This is a genomic window from Streptomyces purpurogeneiscleroticus, assembly GCF_020024005.1.
Taxonomy (GTDB): Bacteria; Actinomycetota; Actinomycetes; order Streptomycetales; family Streptomycetaceae; genus Streptomyces; species Streptomyces purpurogeneiscleroticus.
This window is the reverse complement of sequence record NZ_NHSG01000145.1, coordinates 1-16,263: the sequence shown is the minus strand read 5'-3', so window position 1 is coordinate 16,263 and position 16,263 is coordinate 1. Positions and strand designations below refer to the sequence as shown.

Sequence of the window (16,263 nt, the reverse complement as noted above, 5' to 3'; positions counted from 1 at the left end):
CCCCGTCGAGGCCCCGGCCGCCGGCGCCAAGGGCCGTCTCGCCGCCGTCCGCGCCCTCTTCAGCGCCGAGTCCCGCTGGGCCACCCTCCTGCTCTGGCTGGCCTCCTTCTGCGGCCTGGTGCTGGTGTACGGCGTGTCCACCTGGCTGCCGCAGATGATGCGCGCCTCCGGCTACGGCCTCAGTTCCTCGGTGACCTTCCTGATGGTCATCAACGCGGGCGGGATCGTCGGCATGTTCGTCGCGGGCCGCGCCGCCGACCGCTTCGGATCGGTGAAGGTCTCCGCGCTCTGGTTCGCCCTCACCGCGGCCGGCGCGCTGCTCCTGAAGTCGCATCTGCCGCTCGGCGTCACCTACGCCGTCATCGCCGTCACCGGCGTCGTGCTCTTCAGCGCGCAGGTCATGGTCTACGCCGTCACCGGCACCGTCTACCGCGACAGCGAACGCGCCGCGGGACTCGGCATGGTCACCGGCGTCGGCCGGATGGGCGCGGCCTTCGGCCCCTGGCTGATCGGCGTCCTCGCCGCCACCGGCAGCCAGAGCATGGGCTTCACCGCCTTCGCCCTGGCCGGCCTCCTGGGCGCCGCCGCGATCGCCCTCGTACCCCTGGCGCGCCGCAAGGGCGCGCCGGGGACGACGGAACGTCATACGGCGGCGCGGGCACCTCAGAACGGGTAGTGCGCCTGCTGGGTCGCGACCGTCAGCCAGCGGGTGCTGGAGAACGCCTCGATGCCCCAGCGCCCGCCGAACCGCCCGTAACCCGAGTCCTTGATGCCGCCGAACGGCGCCTGCGGCTCGTCGCCGACGGACTGGTCGTTGACGTGCACGATCCCGGTACGGACACGGCGCGCGACGGCCAGCCCGTGGGTGGCGTTCTCGGTGAGAACGCCGCAGGTCAGGCCGTTCTCCGTGTCATTGGCCAGGGCGATGGCCGCCTCGTCGTCGGCGAACGTCTCCAGCACGCAGACCGGCCCGAACGCCTCGCCGTAGTACAGCTCCGCCTCCTTGGTGACGCCGGTCAGCACGGTCGCCGGGTGCACCGCGCCCTCCGGCGCACCGCCCCCGGTCAGTACCGTGGCGCCCTTGTCCACCGCGTCCTTCACCAGCGCCGCGACGCGGTCCGCGGCAGCCGCGCTGACCAGCGGCCCGACGACGGTGTGAGGCTCGCGCGGGTCACCGGCCGGCAGGGCCGCGACCTTCGCGGTGAACTTCCGCGTGAACTCCTCCGCCAGGCTCTCGTGCACCAGGATCCGGTCGCCGGACATGCAGATCTGACCCGCGTTCATGAACACGCCAAAGGTCACCGCGTCGACCGCGTAGTCCACGTCCGCGTCGTCCAGCACGAGGATCGCGTTCTTGCCGCCCAGCTCCAGCACGGCGGGCTTGAGGTGCTTCGCCGCGTGGGTGCCGATGATCCGGCCGACGCCGGTCGAGCCGGTGAAGTTGACGGCCCGTACGCGCGCGTCGGCGATCAACGTCTCGGCGACGGCGGCCGCGTCCTCGGGGGCGTTGGTGACCACGTTCAGTACGCCGTCCGGGAGCCCCGCCTCGCGCAGCACGTCGGCGACGAACAGCCCGCAGGCCAGCGGCGCGTCCTCGCTCGGCTTGACCACCACGGTGTTGCCCGCGGCGAGCGGCGCGGCGACGGCACGCACCCCGAGGATCAGCGGCGCGTTCCACGGCGCGAACGCCCCGACGACACCCAGCGGTTCGCGTACCGCCATGCCCAGCGCGCCGCTCTCCTGCGTGCTCAGCACCTCACCGCGCGGCGCGGTGATCGCGGCAGCGGCCTCGCGCAGCACGTTCGCGGCGAGCGCGACATTGAAGTGCGCCCACGGCGCCGTACCGCCGACCTCGTGCGCCATCAGCTCGACGGCCTGCTCGCCCTTGGCGTCGAGCAGATCGGCGGCCTTGAGGAAGATGGCCCGGCGGGCGAACGGGGCGAGCGCGGCCCATGCGGGGAAGGCCGCGTCCGCGGCGTCCACCGCCCGCGTGATGTCCTCGGGCCCGCCGGCGGCGACGGTCGCGTACACCTCACCGGTGAAGGGGCTGATGTCCTCGGTGGTACGTCCGGAGGCGGCGGGCACGTCCTTGCCGCCGATGAACAGTTCGCGCGTGGTGGCCATGGGATCCATGATGCCAGGACACTCCGAGGAGCCGTATGGGGTGCCGTGCGGGTGAAGCCCCCGCCGTTCCCCGCGGACCGGCGCCACGCCCGGGTACAGAAGTCCCATGCGCGCCCTCGTCATCAACTGCACCCTCAAACCCTCCCCACAGCCGTCCAACACCGAAGCCCTCGCCGACGTCGTCGTCCGGGCCCTCGACACCCACGGCGTGACCACGCAGACCGTCCGGGCCGTCGACCTGAATCTCCTCCCGGGCGTGCAGACCGATATGGGCGAGGGCGACGACTGGCCCGCGGTGCACGAGAAGATCCTGACCGCCGAGATCCTGGTCATCGCCTCACCCACCTGGCTGGGCAGGCCGTCCTCCGTGGCGCAGCGCGTACTGGAGCGGATGGACGCGATGCTGAGCGAGACCGACGACCAGGACCGCCCGGTCGCCTTCAACCGCGTGGCCGGCGTCGTCGTCACCGGCAACGAGGACGGCGCGCACCACGTCATCAGCGAGCTCAACGGCGCCCTGGTCGACATCGGCTACACCATCCCCGGCCAGAGCTGGACGTACTGGCACCTCGGGCCAGGGCCGGGACCCGACTACCTCGACGAGGACCGCGGCCATGAGTGGTCCGCCTCCACGGCCCGCGCCATGGCCTCGCAACTGGCCCACACGGCCCGCGCCCTCGCCGCGCACCCCCTGCCCGCACCCCCGTCCTGAATCCCTGACACCGCGAAGCTCAAGGAGTAGTCGACCGTGACATCACAGCGTTCCCGGGGCCCGCGCGCCCTGGCCACCGCCCTGGCGGCACTTTCGGGCGTACTGGCCCTCGCGTCCTGCGGCTCGGACGATTCCCCGGAGTCCGGCGGATCGGCCAGTGCGACGTCCGCTTCCGGCTCCGGTACCGCGGCCCCGGGCGGGGCGGTGAAGTGCGGCAAGGCGGCCACGCTGCGGGCCTCCGGCTCGACCGCGCAGCAGAACGCCATGCGGTTCTGGATCAGGCACTACCAGAAAGCCTGCGACGGCACCCGGATCCAGTACGAGGGATCCGGCTCCGGCGACGGTCAGAAGGACTTCCTCGCGGGCCGCACCGCCTTCGCCGGTTCCGATTCCGTGCTGAAGAAGTCACAGCGGGACCGGGCCGAGAAGGCGTGCGCGGACGGCGGCCGCGCCGTCCACCTGCCCATGCTCGGCGGCCCGATCGCTGTTCCCTACAACCTGTCGGGCGTCGAGAAGCTGGTACTGGACGCCCCCACCCTCGCCCGGATCTTCGACGGCAAGATCACCAAGTGGAACGATGCGGCGATCAGGAAGCTGAACCCCAAGGCCGACCTGCCCGCGACGGCCATCAAAACGGTCCACCGCTCCGACGACTCCGGCACGACCGACAACTTCACGGCGTATCTGCACACCGCCACCCCGAGCGCCTGGCCGCACCCGCGCGACCAGAAGTGGCGGGGCAAGGGCGGCGACGGCGCCGACGGTTCCTCCGGGCTGGCCGCCAAGGTGAAGGAGACCGAGGGCGCCATCGGCTATGTCGAGCTCGCGTACGCGATCGGCAAGACCCTCCCCACGGCCTCGATCGACACCGGTGCCGCGGCGCCGGTCGACCCCACCGTGGTCAACGCCTCGAAGGCGCTGTCCGGCGCGAAGGTCGCCGGCTCGGACGGCGATCTGGTCCTCGACCTCGACTATCAGCACAAGACCGCCGGCGCGTACCCGATCGGCATGGTCACGTACGAGATCGTCTGCGACAAGGGCAACGAGCCGAAGACCTGGCCCGCCACCAAGGCGTTCCTCCTCTACGCCGCCGGCATGCAGGGCCAGCAGGACCTCTCCTTCCAGGGGTACGCCACCCTCCCCGCCAAGGTCATGGACAAGGTGCGCGACAAGCTCAACAGCATTTCCTGACCGGCCGGCCCGCTGCCCGGCGCCTGTCATGGTCGTTGCTGCGGAACACGCCTGACCTGCGGAATTCCTCGGGGCGGCCGCTCTGCGGTTCCCGTGGCCCGCACGCGGCAGTCGCATACTCCCTGGCCGGAGCCGCCGCTGGCCTGCGCATGCCAGGCGTGGTGGCTCCCTGTATCTCCCTTTCCAAGGTCCTACCGCGACCGCAGCACCGACGACTGAAGACTGACCCTCGTGTCGATGCTGCGGAAAACGGCATCGATCGACCCGCCCGGCGACGAATTCCGAAGCCATTCACGCCTTGACGCTCCGGATCTCGTCGGGCTTCTATATGCGCCGGGAGCAGATCAAGCTCACCGGCCGCCCCGTCACCGGACGGGTTACCGCCGGTCAGCTCGTCAGCACGACCCAGCCGTCTACGGAGGCGATAACGCTCCCGCCATCACGTGCCACATCCAGTCGATCGGAACCGCTCCATGACCGACATCCTCAGCCAGCCACCCACCGGTGACCGCACCGCGGTGACCACCGACGCCGCCGACGCCCCGGGCCAGGACAGCCCGAAGACACTGAAGCGCTCGATCGGCGTCATCGGCGGCACCCTGCTGACCCTGTCCTGCGTCACGCCCGCCTCCACGCTCTTCGTGGTGGTGCCCGACCTCTTCGCCGACCTGGGCACCTTCACCGCCCTGACCATCGCGATCGGTTCCGTCCTCTGCATCGCGGTGGCGTTCTGCTACTCGGAGCTGGGCACCCTGATCCCGAGCGCCGGCGGCGAGTACGCCATGGTCTCGACGCTGACCGGACGGCTGGCCGGCTGGCTGGTGTTCGTCCTCTCCCTGTTGGTTGTCATGATCGTGCCGCCTGTGATCGCCATGGGTACGGCGGACTACCTCGCCCCGGTGGTCCAGATACCGGCACCGATCGCCGGTGCCGCGGTGATGCTCCTGGCCACCCTCGCCGGCCTGCTGGATCTGCGCGCCAACGCCTGGATCACCGGCATCTTCCTGGTCCTGGAGGTCGTCGCCGCGGGTGTCGTGGCGGTACTGGGCTTCGCGCACGCCGAGCGCGGCGGTTCCGCCCTCCTGCACGGCACCGTCGCCGGCCCCACCGGCGCCTCCGGCCCGGTCACCGCGCTGCTCATCGTCTCGGGCCTGGCCATCGCCCTCTTCGTCACCCAGGGCTTCTCCACCGCGGTCTACCTCTCCGAGGAGCTGGAGAACCCGCGCCGCAACGTCGCCCGTACCGTGCTGACCACGCTGGCGATCTCCGCCGCCGTCATCCTCGTCCCGGTCATCGGGATCACCCTCGGCGCCCCCAGCATCGAGGCCCTGACCTCGGGCGACATCAGCACCATGGTCACCGCGTGGAGCAACTCGGCGGTCGGCACCTTCGTCAGCCTCTGTGTCGCCCTGGCCATCATCAATGCCGGAATTGTCATGGTCATTCAGAATTCCCGCGTGCTGTTCGCCTCCGCCCGCGACAAGGCATGGCCCCGGCCGGTCAACCAGGCGCTCTCCCGCCTCGGCCGCTTCGGCTCCCCGTGGGTGGCGACCCTTGTCGTCGGCCTCCCCGGCGCGGCCCTGTGCTTCGTCAACCTCGACACGCTCTACGGCGTGACCGGCGTCTCCGTCAGCGGCATGTACCTGCTCGTCGCCATCGCGGCGCTGGCGGCCCGGCGCGGCGCCCACAAGAAGACGGCCGCCTGGCGGATGCCGCTGTGGCCCGCGGTTCCGCTGCTGCTGATCGTGGTCCTCGTCTACATCCTCAGCCAGCAGGAGATGCAGTACCTGCTGTGGACCGGCGGCATCATGGCCGTGGCGACGCTGTACTGGGCCCTGTACCTCCGCCCCCGCCGGGACACCCACTGGCTGGTGACCCTCCCGGAGGACACCCGCCTGCCGGACGCCGACGCTGAGGCCGAGGCCGACGCTGAACTGGCCGGAATCCCTGCCCAGCCGGCCGCCGAGACCCGCTGACGGCCGCCGGGACCCGGTGACGGCCGCCACCTCTCCGTTTTCGATCGCTACTGTGTGGAACGCGTCTGGGTGTAGTGCACTCGTGACGAGGGAGGTGGCACCGTGTCCAGCTTGAGCAGCCGAGTCCTGCTGCTCGTCGCATCGGCGCTGGGACACCGGATGGGGTATCGCGACCCGGTCGAGGTGCGGCGGAAGGTCGAGCGGCAGCAACGGCGGCCCGCCGCGTTCGGGCCGCCCAAGCGGCTGGACCGGCACTGCCGGGTCACCGCCCACTTCCGGCACGGATGGCCCTGTTACGAAGTCGTCCCGCGGGACGGCGACGCGCAGGTCCAGGTCCTGTACCTGCATGGCGGTGCCTACATCGAGGAGATCGGCGACAACCACTGGAACCTGATCGAGAAGCTGGCGACCAGTGGGGCGGCACGCGTGGTCGTACCGGTCCACCCGCTGGCGCCGCGCGGTACGGCCTCCACCGTCGTCCCCGACCTCACCGCACTGGCGGGCCGGCTCACCGCGGACGGCACGCTCCCCACGGTGTTCATGGGCGACTCGGCCGGCGGCGGACTGTCCGTGACGCTGGCGCAGCGGCTGCGGGACACCGGCGGCACCCCGCCGGCTGAGCTGGTGCTGATCTCGCCCTGGCTCGACGCCGTACTGGACAACGCGAACATCGCGGACCTGCAGCCGCACGACCCCATGCTGGGGGTGGAGGCACTGCGCTATTGCGGCTCGCTGTGGGCCGGCGAGCTGGACCTCGCGCACCCCTGGGTGAGCCCGCTGCGCGGCAGCCTGGCCGGTCTGCCGCGGACGACGGTGTTCGCCGGCACCCGCGACATCCTCACCGCCGACGCCCGCCGCTTCCGCGACCTGGCGACGGCCGAGGGCGTCGACGTGGACTTCAACGAGGCGCCGGGCCAGATCCACGTCTACCCGCTGTGGCCCACCGCCGAGGGCCATCAGGCATGCCGCCACCTGCTCGCCTCGCTGCCCGCCCCCGCCTCCGCACCGCTCGCCAAGCAGTGAGAAGGCGGGGCGGGAGGGGGGCTCAGCTCAGCGTGCGCAGCATCGAGGCGTCGAACGGTACGAGCTCGCCGGTGCGGCCCTCGAAGATCTTCGCGGCCCACTCCGGGTCGCCGAGCAGCGCCCGGCCCACGGCGACCAGGTCGAACTCGTCGCGCTCCATCCGGTCCAGCAGCCGGTCGATGCCGGCGACGCCGGCCTGCTTGCCCTGGAACGCCTGGATGAACTCGTTGTCGAGGCCGACGGAGCCGACGGTGACGGTCGGGAGCCCGGAGAGCTTCTTGACCCAGCCGGCCAGGTTCAGGTCCGAGTCCTCGAACTCCGGCAGCCAGTAGCGGCGCGTCGAGGCGTGGAAGGAGCTCACGCCCGCGGCGGTGAGCGGCGCCACGATCGCGTCCAGCTCCTCCGGGGTGTCGGCGAGCCGGGCCTCGTAATTGCCCATCTTCCACTGGGACATCCGGAAGAGGATCGGGAAGTCGGGGGAGACCGCCGCGCGGCAGGCCGCCACGATCTCGGCGGCGAAGCGGGTACGGGCCACGAGGTCACCGCCGTACGCGTCGGTGCGCCGGTTGGTGCCCGACCACAGGAACTGGTCGATGAGGTAACCGTGCGCGCCGTGCAGCTCGATGCCGTCGAAGCCGATGCGCTCGGCCGCGCGAGCCGCCTCGGCGAACGCCGCGATGACGTCGTCCAGGTCCTGCTGCGTCATGGCGTGCCCGGACGGCGTGCCGTCCAGGGCGAGGCCGGACGGGCCGGACGGCGGCGCGTCCGGGAAGGGCGGCGCGCCCGCTTCCCGGGCCATGCCGACGTGCCACAGCTGCGGCATGATCGTGCCGCCCGCCGCGTGCACCGCCTCGACGACCCGCTGCCAGCCGCCGAGCGCGTCCTCGCCGTGGAAGCGGGGGACGGCGCCGCTGGTGCCGGCCGCCGGGTGATCGACGTACGTACCCTCGGTGATGATCAGGCCGACGCCGCCCGCGGCACGCCGCGCGTAGTACTCCGCGACATCGGCGCCCGGGACGCCGCCCGGCGAGAACTCACGGGTCATCGGCGCCATGGCGATGCGGTTGGGCACGGTCAGCCCGCCCAGGGAGAAGGGGCGGGAGAGCACCTGGGCAGCGCGGGCGGCGGGGTCGCTGGATGTCACGGGGGGTTCTCCTCAGGTCGGCATGCGAGGGGAGAACGCCGCCGGGTGGCGGACGTTCCGCTGTTCGCAACGCCCGCCACCAGCAAGGTCATCCGTATTTCACTGTCGTCTGCGCCACAGTGTGCTGTGTACACCTAGCTGCCGCGGCCATGGGTCAGGCGCTCAGGAACCGGCAGTGAGGTGCTCCGCCGCCCAGGCGGCGAGCTCCCGGCCGCACTCCGCGACCGACTCCTGCCACGTCCTGGCCGCGTCGTCGCCCGCCTCGTCGCTGACGTGCTTGACCAGGCGCACCGGCACACCGGCCTGCTGCGCGGCGGCCACCACCGCGTACCCCTCCATATCCACCAGCGCGGCATGCGCCGCCAGCCGGTCGCGGGCCGCGTCGTCGGCTATGAAGGAGTCGCCGGTCGCCAGCACCGGTCCGTCCTCGTCCGCCAGCTCCAGCGGCGCGCCGTACACCTCGCCCGTCAGCGCGGCCAGTACCGCGCTGTCCAGGTCGTGCTGGATCACGGAGCCGATCACATGGGTACCGCGCAAGCCCGGGCGCAGCGCGCCGGCGGTGCCCAGGTTGACTATGCCGGAGGGGCGGGGGCCGCGCGCCAGTACGGTGGCGAGCGCGGTCGCCGCATTGACCTTGCCGATGCCCGTCAGCAGGACCGGGAAGCCGGCGCCGAGGAACTGTGCCTCTTCCTTGACGGCGACCACGAGCAGCGGCCGGTCGGCAGTGATCTCTCCAATGAGTTCCATGCGGTCACGCTAACCTCACACGTTTCGGCGCCGGCCGTCGGGGCAGCGCGCGCGACGGGACGGCGCTGACCAGCGGACGGGCGATAAAGTGACAGCCGCATCGATGGCGGACGAGGGGTGGAATGGACATCCGCAGAGGGCTCGGCGGACCCGGCCGCGCGGCGCTGCCGAGCATGACGCTGCTGCGTGAACTGACCGACCAGATCGTGCTGGACACGGTGTTCGAGCAGGCGCCCATCACCCGCGCCGAAGTCGCCCAGGTGACCGGCATCTCCAAGACCACCGTCTCCGAAGCGGTGCGCCGCCTGGAGGGCGCGGGCCTGCTGCTGCCGGCCGGCGTCCAGACGGGCCGGCAGGGCCGGGTGGGCACGTACTACAAGGTGGCGGCGGAGGCCGGCTTCGTCCTCGCGGCCTCGCTGGACTCCACCGAAGTACGGCTGACCGCCGCCGACCTGTTCGGCAAGCCCTTCCACGAGACCTCGGCGCCGCCCGCCGGCTCGGGCGAGCCCGCCGACGCGGCCGGGCAGCTGCGCGCGATGGTGCGCGACGCGATCGCCGGCAGCCGGGGCGCGCGCGGCCCCCTGCTCGCGGTGGGCCTCTCCGTGGCCAACCCGGTCGACCCCGGCACCTCGGCGGTGATCCCGCTGCCCGAGACGCCGCACCCCGCCGGCCTCTTCCAGCCCCGCGAGGCGCTGGCCGGCGTGACCGACGCGCCGCTGCTGGTGGAGAACGACGTCAACCTCGCCGCGCTCGCCGAGCGGTGGCACGGCGCGACGGGAGAAGCCGGCAGCTGCGCGTACGTCCACATCGGCGCCGGGATGGGCATGGGCCTGGTGATCGGGGACGAACTCGTGCGCGGCGCCCGGGGGTTGGCCGGTGAGATCGGTTACCTCGGTGGGAGTCACGGCCGGGCGGACGGCCGCCACGGCTTCGCCCGAGCGGTCGCCGAGGGCTTCGCCACGGGCGGGGAAGCCGGCGGTGGAACGGGCGGTGCGGCGGCCGGTCTCCGTGGCCCGGCCGCCGTCGAAGCCGCCCGCACGATCCTGGACCGGGCCGCCGGGGGCGACGCCGAGGCCCAGGCGGTGGTGGCGCGGGAAGGCCGCACCATCGGTGAGGCCGTCGCCGCCGTCTGCGCGGTCGTCGACCCCGAACTCGTCCTCCTCGGCGGCCCCATCGGCGCCCACCCCGCACTGCTCGAACCGGTCCGCGCCACCGTCGACGCGCTCGCGCCGCTGGCCCCGCGCGTGGAGACCGGGACGCTGGGCGAGAACGCCGCCCTCCGCGGAGCCCTCACCCTCGCCGTCCGCCGAGGCCGCACGGACCTGTGGGCCCGCGCCAACGGCTGACCGGCCCGGAGCCCAAGTCCGGTCAGCCGTCGAGGCCGAGCCCACGGCGGCCCGACTCGTTGAGCTGATCGACGGTGAAGCGGCCGGTCCAGTCCCGTTCGTAGTGCTCCTCGGGGAAGTCGGCGGGGCTGGAACCCGTGACGAAGGCGTTCCGCACGCTCGCCGCGTACTCCTCGTTCCGCGGACACCAGGGGGCCGCGGGGATGTGCATGACGTTTCCCCAGCCCTGCTGGTCAGTGACCGGCGCGACACTGTGGATCATGTCGCAGTGCCACCAGACGGAATCCCCGGCCTTGACGTCGGGGATGCCGGTCAGCGCCTCCATCAGCAGCGGATGCCACTTCTCGCTCGCGGGGAAGACCTGGTTGGTGGTGACCCCGCACATGTCGTCCTCGGGCACGTCCGGCAGCAGCGGACGCAGCATCAGGTAGGCCATGGCCTCCGGAACGGGCACGGTGTGCAGCACGCCCTGGTCGTGGTCCATGTCCGACAGCGCGGTCCAGCCCTGGAACGTACGGAAGGCGGAGCACATCGTGGAGCCGGGGTACTGCGGCCCCGCGGTCCGGTGCGCCGCGTCCCAGGGGTCGTACTCCTCGACGCTGCCGTCGAACAGGTGCCGGAAGGCACGCTGGTACGCCTCGGTCATCCACAGATCGAGCGTCCCAGGGTCGCAGTGCGTGCCCAGCCCGCCGGAGTCGGTGCCCGGCGGACGGCGCCGGATGCGGTCGGGGTACAGGGCGTCGCGGTCCGGCTCGAACCACCGCACGCCGTCGGACTCGTGCTTCCAGAGAGAGTTCAGGAAGGATTGGACGCGGGCCATCCGGTCGCTCTGCCGGGCCTGCATCTGGGCGTTCGACCAGTAGATGGGGTAGATCTCGGGCTTGGAGCCGACACTGCCGAAGAAGTCGTCGCCGGGACCGCGGTAGTTCTCGAAGAACCCGTTCCGCTCGACGTACTCGACGATGTCGGCGTCCCAGCCGAGGGCCCGTTCGCGGTCGAAGTGACCGCGCACGACCAGGCAGCCGCGCCGCCTGAGCTTGTCGAGCATGGCGGCGGTCACGGTGCCGTTCGCGATGTCGGCGTAGTCGATGACCGGCCACACGCCCTCGCCGCGCTCCCTGTCGGCCTCGATCTCCGCCACCCGGGCGGCGACCCGGCGCTCCACAACGGCGAAGATCTCCGCGACGCTCCGCCCGGAGGCTTCGATGCGGGCGCGCAGGGCCGGTTTGATCCGGCGGATCGCCGCGGACAGGTCCTCGGGGACGGTCTCCCAGTGGGGGAGCGCGGGGCGGTCCTGCTCCCGGTCGGCTGCGGTGGTCGCCTCGGTCACGCCGGCTCCTTTGGTCAGGGCTCCTTACTAAACATCCGCACAGCAACGTAACCGCCGGGGCAGGTTTGGGCAACCCTCCTGACTAAAGAGGGTCAGTGCTGCAGAGAGCCGGTGCTGCAGAGGGTCGGTGCTACTGGGGGAGCGTCAGTCCGTAACCGCCTGCGGGTACCGCACGAAGAGAATTCCGTGCACGTCCTCGCCGTGCGGCGCGCTGTAGACATGCGGGGCGTCGGCGCGCCAGTGGGCGTACTCGCCCGGGCCCGCCGTCCGGAGTTCCGCCGGGTCGCCCACCACGGCCGTACCCGACAGCACCATCAAGCTCTCCGTGGTGTCCGCGATGTGTGCGGCGGATTCCTGGACGCTGCCCGCGGCGATGCGGATGCGGAAGATGTCGGTGACGGCCGGCGGCTCCTCGAAGCGCTCGATGAGGACCGCGGTCACGGCGCTGCCCGAGACCCCTCCGGCCCGTGCTTCGAAATCATGCCGCGGGTGATCGCTGAGGACCGCGCTGAGCGGACTGTTGAGCGCGGTGGTGAGCGCGTACAGCGTCTCCAGCGTGGGGTTGCGCTGTCCGCCCTCCAGCTCCGAGAGCGTCCCCTTGCCCACGCCGGAGCGCCGGGCCAGTTCGGACAGGGACAGGCGTTGCTGCTGGCGAAGCTCCCGGAGCCGGCGCCCCACCTCGTCGTTCAGGCCCATGCCGCGCGCGTCCGTTCCCGTCTTCCGAAGGTCATTGACGAGCGGCCAGTCTACTCTCTACTGTTCCGCAAACAGAACGTTCCATAAACAGAACAAGCATCCCCCTCAGCAGAACAAGCTCCACAGCCGGACCGAACGAACCATGGAAATGAACGCATGTCCCTGATGGCTCGAATACGCGCCGCCGCCCCGCCCTCCGCGGTCGTCGCCGGACTGATCGCGGTGACCGTGGGCGTCACCAGCTCGGCCGCCCTCGTCTTCACCGCCGCCAAGGCGGCCGGCGCGGACTCCCGCGAGATCTCCTCCTGGATGCTCGCCCTCGCCGTGGGCATGGCCGTCACCGGCATCGGCCTGTCCGTGCGCTACCGGGCGCCCGTGGTGATCGCCTGGTCGACGCCGGGCGCGGCCCTCCTGGCCACGAGCCTGAGCGGCGTGCCGATGGCGCAGGCCGTCGGTGCGTTCCTGTTCTCCGCGCTGCTCATCCTCGCCAGCGGGGTGACGGGCTGGTTCGCCCGCGCCATGGGCCGCATCCCCGTACCCATGGCGGCCGCACTGCTCGCGGGCGTCCTGCTCCAGTTCGGTACCGGCCTCTTCACCACCATGCACGGCAGCTTCGCCGTGGTCTTCCCGATGTTCGTGGCATACCTGCTCGGCCGCCGGCTGCTGCCCCGCTACGCCGTACTGCTCGCCCTCGCCGCCGGCATCGTCGCCACGGTGTTCACCGGCGGCTGGCACGCGGAACGGGTGCGGCTCTCCGTGGCCACGCCCGTGTTCGTCCCCCCGGACTTCGACTGGAAGGTCCTGATCAGCGTCGGCGTCCCGCTGTTCGTGGTCACCATGGCCTCCCAGAACCTCCCCGGCGTCGCGGTGCTCCGGGGCGCGGGCTACGACGTACCGGTCTCGCCCCTGATGACCTGGACCGGCGCCGCGAACCTGCTGCTGGCGCCGTTCGGCGCGTACGGCCTCAACCTCGCGGCGATCACCGCGGCCATCTGCACCAGCGAAGAGGCCCACCCCGACCGCCGCAAACGCTATGTCGCCGCCGTCTGGGCCGCCCTCTTCTACCTGTGCGTCGGCGTCCTCGGCGCGACGGTGGCGTCCCTGCTCGACGCCATGCCGCACCCCCTCGTCCTCGGCATCGCCGGCATCGGCCTGCTCGCCACCGTCACCAGCTCGCTGGCCACCGCACTGTCCGACACCGCGTCCCGCGAAGCGGCCATGGTCACCTTCCTCGCCACGGCCTCCGGCGTCACCCTGCTCGGCATCGGCTCGGCCTTCTGGGGCCTGCTCGCAGGCGTCCTCACCAGCGTGATCCTCTCGACGGGGCGCAAACGGCCGGAGCCGGACGCCCCCGCACCCGACGCCACCTCCACCACCCACCGCCCCGAGCTCAGCGCCCCGAGCTCAGCGCCCGTACCTGAGACCTGAGCACCACGCCCGCCCGGCCACGCGCGCTCACTCACCGCCCCCACTGCTCGCGGCCTTGTCCGAGCTGATCTGCTTGTGCACCGCCTGCGCGTACCACTGCTCGCGGACCAGCGGTTTCAGTTCGCGGCGCACCCGCCAGGGGACGCCGAGACGAGTGGCCACCTCCGTCGCCAGAGCGAGCCCCACCAGGACGCGGGAGCGGCGGTCGGGAACGCCGCGCTTCAGCGCGTCGTGGAAGGAGGCGAGCACCTGGCCGTGCAACCGGTGATCGTGGACCGGGTAACGCCGGTACGGAAAGAGGCCCAAGGCGCGCTGCTCCTCCGACCGGATCGCGCCGCGGGTGACGAGGGCCTCCACGGCGAGCCGCTCCGCGCGCTGCCCGTTACGGCGGAGCCACCGCTGCACGGGCACGCCCTTGCCCTTCCGCGTCGAGCTGAGGGCGCCGGCGGCGAGGCCGTCGAGGAACTGATCGAGCAGCGGCCGCCCCGTGGGCAACGGGTGCGGGACGACCATCCTGCCCCGCTCCTCGGCCACGCTGCCGTGCCCCTCCAGCTCGGCCAGTACCGCGGCCGCCAGCCCGTAGCGGAGGTAACGGGTCTGGACGCGGAACCGGGAGCGCTCCGGATGCAGGCCGAGAAGCAGCAGCTCCTCGGCCATCGTCAGCTCGCCGGCGGCAGGCGTCGTCATACAGGGGAGGACGCGGTCATGACGGCCACGGTTGCTCCGACCCCGTTGCTCCGACCTTGACTGTCAGGGAGCCTCGGAGCGGACCAGCACGACGGCGTAACGGCACTCCTCCGCGGTGTTGTTGGCGAAGGCGCGCGCGGTCGGGGCACCGAGCTCGATCGTGTCGCCCGCCGCCAGTTCGTGCGTCTCGTCGCCCTCGTGGAAGGTGAGCCGGCCGTCCAGTACCCAGACGATCTGCTGTACGAAGGCGAACGCCGCGGCCGGATACGGTACCTGCGCACCGGCGGGCAGCCGGATCTCGGCGATCTCCGCGGGGAACCGCGGACCGGAGATCTGACGGCGGCGGTACCCGGTGGCCGGATCCCGCCACTCCGCGGTGTCGACGATCCGGGTGTCCCCACCGTCCTCACCATTCCCACCGTCCCCGCCGTCCGTGGCGCCCTCCGCCATCGCGAGCAGCGACGAGACGCTGATGCGGAAGGCGCCGGAGAGCTTGCCGAGGACGACGGCGGTCGGGCTGCTCTCGCCGCGCTCGATCCGATGGACCATGGCGCGGGAGACGCCGGAGGCATCGGCCAGCTGCGCCAGGGTCCACCGGCGGCGCTCCCGCTCCGCACGTACCCGTGCCCCGATGCGGCTCACCAGAGGATCTACCATATTGGACATGGATCCAATATATGAGAAGGAGTCGGGGGTGGCGGTCGCCGTAGCGGAAGCGGCGACGGTGCGCCCGGCGCGGTCCGGTGACCTGGACGCCATTCTCGCCATTCGCAACGACGCGATCGAGAACTCGACCGCATTGTGGACGGAGACGCTCCAGACGCCCGCCGAGGGCGCCGCCTGGCTCGCCGCGTTCCTGGACCAGGGCGCGGCATTTGTCGCCGAGCACGAGGGCGAGGTCGTCGGCTTTGGGGTCTACGCGCCCTGGCGCCCGCTGGAGGGTTTCCGGTACTCGGCGGAGAACTCCGTCTACGTCCGCACCGACCGTCACGGTCTGGGCGTCGGCTCCGCGCTCCTGGACGTTCTCATCACCTCCGCGCGGGCGGCCGGCTACCACCTCATGATCGCCGACATCGAGTCCGGCAACGCCGCCTCGATTCGCCTGCACGAACGGTTCGGCTTCCAGGACGTCGGCACCGTGCGCGAGGTCGGCACCAAGTTCGGCCGGTGGCTCGACCTGACGATCATGCGCCTCGCCCTGGCATGAGCCGCTGACCACGGCGATGGCGGGCGCCTTCGAGCCACCGGCCGGGCTGTGAAGATCAGTTACGCTGACCGCTGCCGGAGCGACCACAGGGGGACACATGCTCACCAAGCAGCGACTGATACAGGCCGGGCTGACGGCACTTCTCGTGGCCGGGCTCGGCGCCTGCGGAGCGGGAGCGGACGGGCACCGGGGGAGCGACGGCAGCGGCCACGGCTCGGGGCAGAGCACCCAGGACGCGCGGCCGCACTCGGACGAGGTCACGGGACTCCGGGCCGGCGTCCGCCATGTCACCAAGAAGACGGTCGAGGCCACCCGCCCGCACAAGGTGAAGAAGTGCGCGCCCGCCACGAAGCGGGTCAAGCACACCAAGCGCAGCGGCGGCAAGAAGAAGACCTGGTACACCACCGAGCGGTACGAGAAGTGCCGGAAGGTCCGGCAGGGCACGGAGACGTACCGCCGGGTCGTCCGGCAGGAACGCTGGTGCGTGCGGCTGGACGACGTCAACGGCCGCGCCGGCAAGGACGACGTCTGGTACCGCGTCCCGCACGCGACCTACACCACCGCGCTCGGCAAGGAAGACCACGCCCGGCTGCGCTTCACCCCGACCCGGACCGGCTGCTGACCCCTGCCGCCCCGTCACCGCTGTCGGCGT

Annotated in this window: 16 protein-coding genes; 9 read left to right on the top strand and 7 right to left on the bottom strand. The window is 71.8% G+C overall.

What is annotated here, in order from left to right:
• Positions 1-676, top strand: a 676-nt coding sequence (locus CCS38_RS08210; protein WP_223732531.1) for an MFS transporter, incomplete at its 5' end; no start/stop codon positions are given.
• Here the strand turns inward: CCS38_RS08210 and CCS38_RS08205 are convergent.
• Positions 664-2,124: an aldehyde dehydrogenase family protein gene (locus tag CCS38_RS08205; protein ID WP_223732530.1), complete on the bottom strand. Its 1,461-nt coding sequence runs from the start codon at positions 2,122-2,124 to the stop codon at positions 664-666. The two genes, CCS38_RS08210 and CCS38_RS08205, sit on opposite strands and share 13 nt — an antisense overlap.
• 106 nt (positions 2,125-2,230) lie before the next feature.
• On the opposite strand from CCS38_RS08205, the gene CCS38_RS08200 reads away from it, so the two are divergent.
• The 4 genes from CCS38_RS08200 (at position 2,231) to CCS38_RS08185 (ending at position 7,026) form a co-directional block, all read left to right on the top strand.
• Complete coding sequence (locus tag CCS38_RS08200; protein WP_223732529.1) at positions 2,231-2,836, top strand: flavodoxin family protein; 606 nt, start codon at positions 2,231-2,233, stop codon at positions 2,834-2,836.
• A 36-nt stretch (positions 2,837-2,872) separates the two neighbouring features.
• Positions 2,873-4,027 (top strand): phosphate ABC transporter substrate-binding protein PstS, encoded by a 1,155-nt coding sequence (gene pstS / locus CCS38_RS08195; protein ID WP_223732528.1) that lies wholly within the window; start codon positions 2,873-2,875, stop codon positions 4,025-4,027.
• A 473-nt stretch (positions 4,028-4,500) separates the two neighbouring features.
• Complete coding sequence (locus CCS38_RS08190) at positions 4,501-6,003, top strand: APC family permease (RefSeq protein WP_223732527.1); 1,503 nt, start codon at positions 4,501-4,503, stop codon at positions 6,001-6,003.
• A 111-nt stretch (positions 6,004-6,114) separates the two neighbouring features.
• Complete coding sequence (locus tag CCS38_RS08185; protein WP_223732526.1) at positions 6,115-7,026, top strand: alpha/beta hydrolase fold domain-containing protein; 912 nt, start codon at positions 6,115-6,117, stop codon at positions 7,024-7,026.
• Between the two features lie 22 nt (positions 7,027-7,048).
• Here CCS38_RS08185 and CCS38_RS08180 read toward each other — a convergent pair whose 3' ends face one another.
• Together CCS38_RS08180 and CCS38_RS08175 are read right to left on the bottom strand one after the other, a co-directional pair.
• Positions 7,049-8,170: an NADH:flavin oxidoreductase gene (locus CCS38_RS08180; RefSeq protein ID WP_223732525.1), complete on the bottom strand. Its 1,122-nt coding sequence runs from the start codon at positions 8,168-8,170 to the stop codon at positions 7,049-7,051.
• A 162-nt stretch (positions 8,171-8,332) separates the two neighbouring features.
• The gene (locus tag CCS38_RS08175; protein ID WP_223732524.1) at positions 8,333-8,917 is read right to left on the bottom strand and encodes a nucleosidase; all 585 of its coding nucleotides are present in this window, start codon (positions 8,915-8,917) and stop codon (positions 8,333-8,335) included.
• Between the two features lie 122 nt (positions 8,918-9,039).
• Between CCS38_RS08175 and CCS38_RS08170 the strand changes: the two genes are divergently transcribed.
• On the top strand, positions 9,040-10,263 hold the full coding sequence (locus CCS38_RS08170) for an ROK family transcriptional regulator (protein WP_223732523.1): 1,224 nt from the start codon (positions 9,040-9,042) through the stop codon (positions 10,261-10,263).
• 22 nt (positions 10,264-10,285) lie between these two features.
• Here CCS38_RS08170 and CCS38_RS08165 read toward each other — a convergent pair whose 3' ends face one another.
• Together CCS38_RS08165 and CCS38_RS08160 are read right to left on the bottom strand one after the other, a co-directional pair.
• Positions 10,286-11,593, bottom strand: coding sequence for a DUF1479 domain-containing protein (locus tag CCS38_RS08165; RefSeq protein WP_223732522.1), 1,308 nt, complete (start codon positions 11,591-11,593; stop codon positions 10,286-10,288).
• A 144-nt stretch (positions 11,594-11,737) separates the two neighbouring features.
• Positions 11,738-12,289, bottom strand: a complete 552-nt coding sequence (locus CCS38_RS08160) for a helix-turn-helix domain-containing protein (protein ID WP_223732521.1) — start codon at positions 12,287-12,289, stop codon at positions 11,738-11,740.
• 156 nt (positions 12,290-12,445) lie between these two features.
• On the opposite strand from CCS38_RS08160, the gene CCS38_RS08155 reads away from it, so the two are divergent.
• A complete protein-coding gene (locus CCS38_RS08155; RefSeq protein WP_223732520.1) occupies positions 12,446-13,717 on the top strand; it encodes a benzoate/H(+) symporter BenE family transporter in 1,272 nt (423 codons plus the stop codon).
• A gap of 27 nt (positions 13,718-13,744) precedes the next feature.
• Here the strand turns inward: CCS38_RS08155 and CCS38_RS08150 are convergent, their stop codons facing one another.
• Together CCS38_RS08150 and CCS38_RS08145 are read right to left on the bottom strand one after the other, a co-directional pair.
• Entirely contained in the window at positions 13,745-14,404 is a 660-nt protein-coding gene (locus tag CCS38_RS08150) for a GOLPH3/VPS74 family protein (RefSeq protein ID WP_223732519.1), read from the bottom strand.
• A gap of 63 nt (positions 14,405-14,467) precedes the next feature.
• Positions 14,468-15,070 carry a helix-turn-helix domain-containing protein gene (locus tag CCS38_RS08145; RefSeq protein WP_223732518.1) on the bottom strand — a complete coding sequence of 201 codons (603 nt, stop codon included), beginning with the start codon at positions 15,068-15,070 and terminating at the stop codon, positions 14,468-14,470.
• Between CCS38_RS08145 and CCS38_RS08140 the strand changes: the two genes are divergently transcribed.
• Positions 15,069-15,611 (top strand): GNAT family N-acetyltransferase, encoded by a 543-nt coding sequence (locus CCS38_RS08140; protein WP_223732517.1) that lies wholly within the window; start codon positions 15,069-15,071, stop codon positions 15,609-15,611. The genes CCS38_RS08145 and CCS38_RS08140 overlap by 2 nt on opposite strands.
• Positions 15,612-15,708: 97 nt before the next feature.
• A complete protein-coding gene (locus CCS38_RS08135) occupies positions 15,709-16,233 on the top strand; it encodes a hypothetical protein (RefSeq protein WP_223732516.1) in 525 nt (174 codons plus the stop codon).
• Positions 16,234-16,263: the final 30 nt, after the last annotated feature.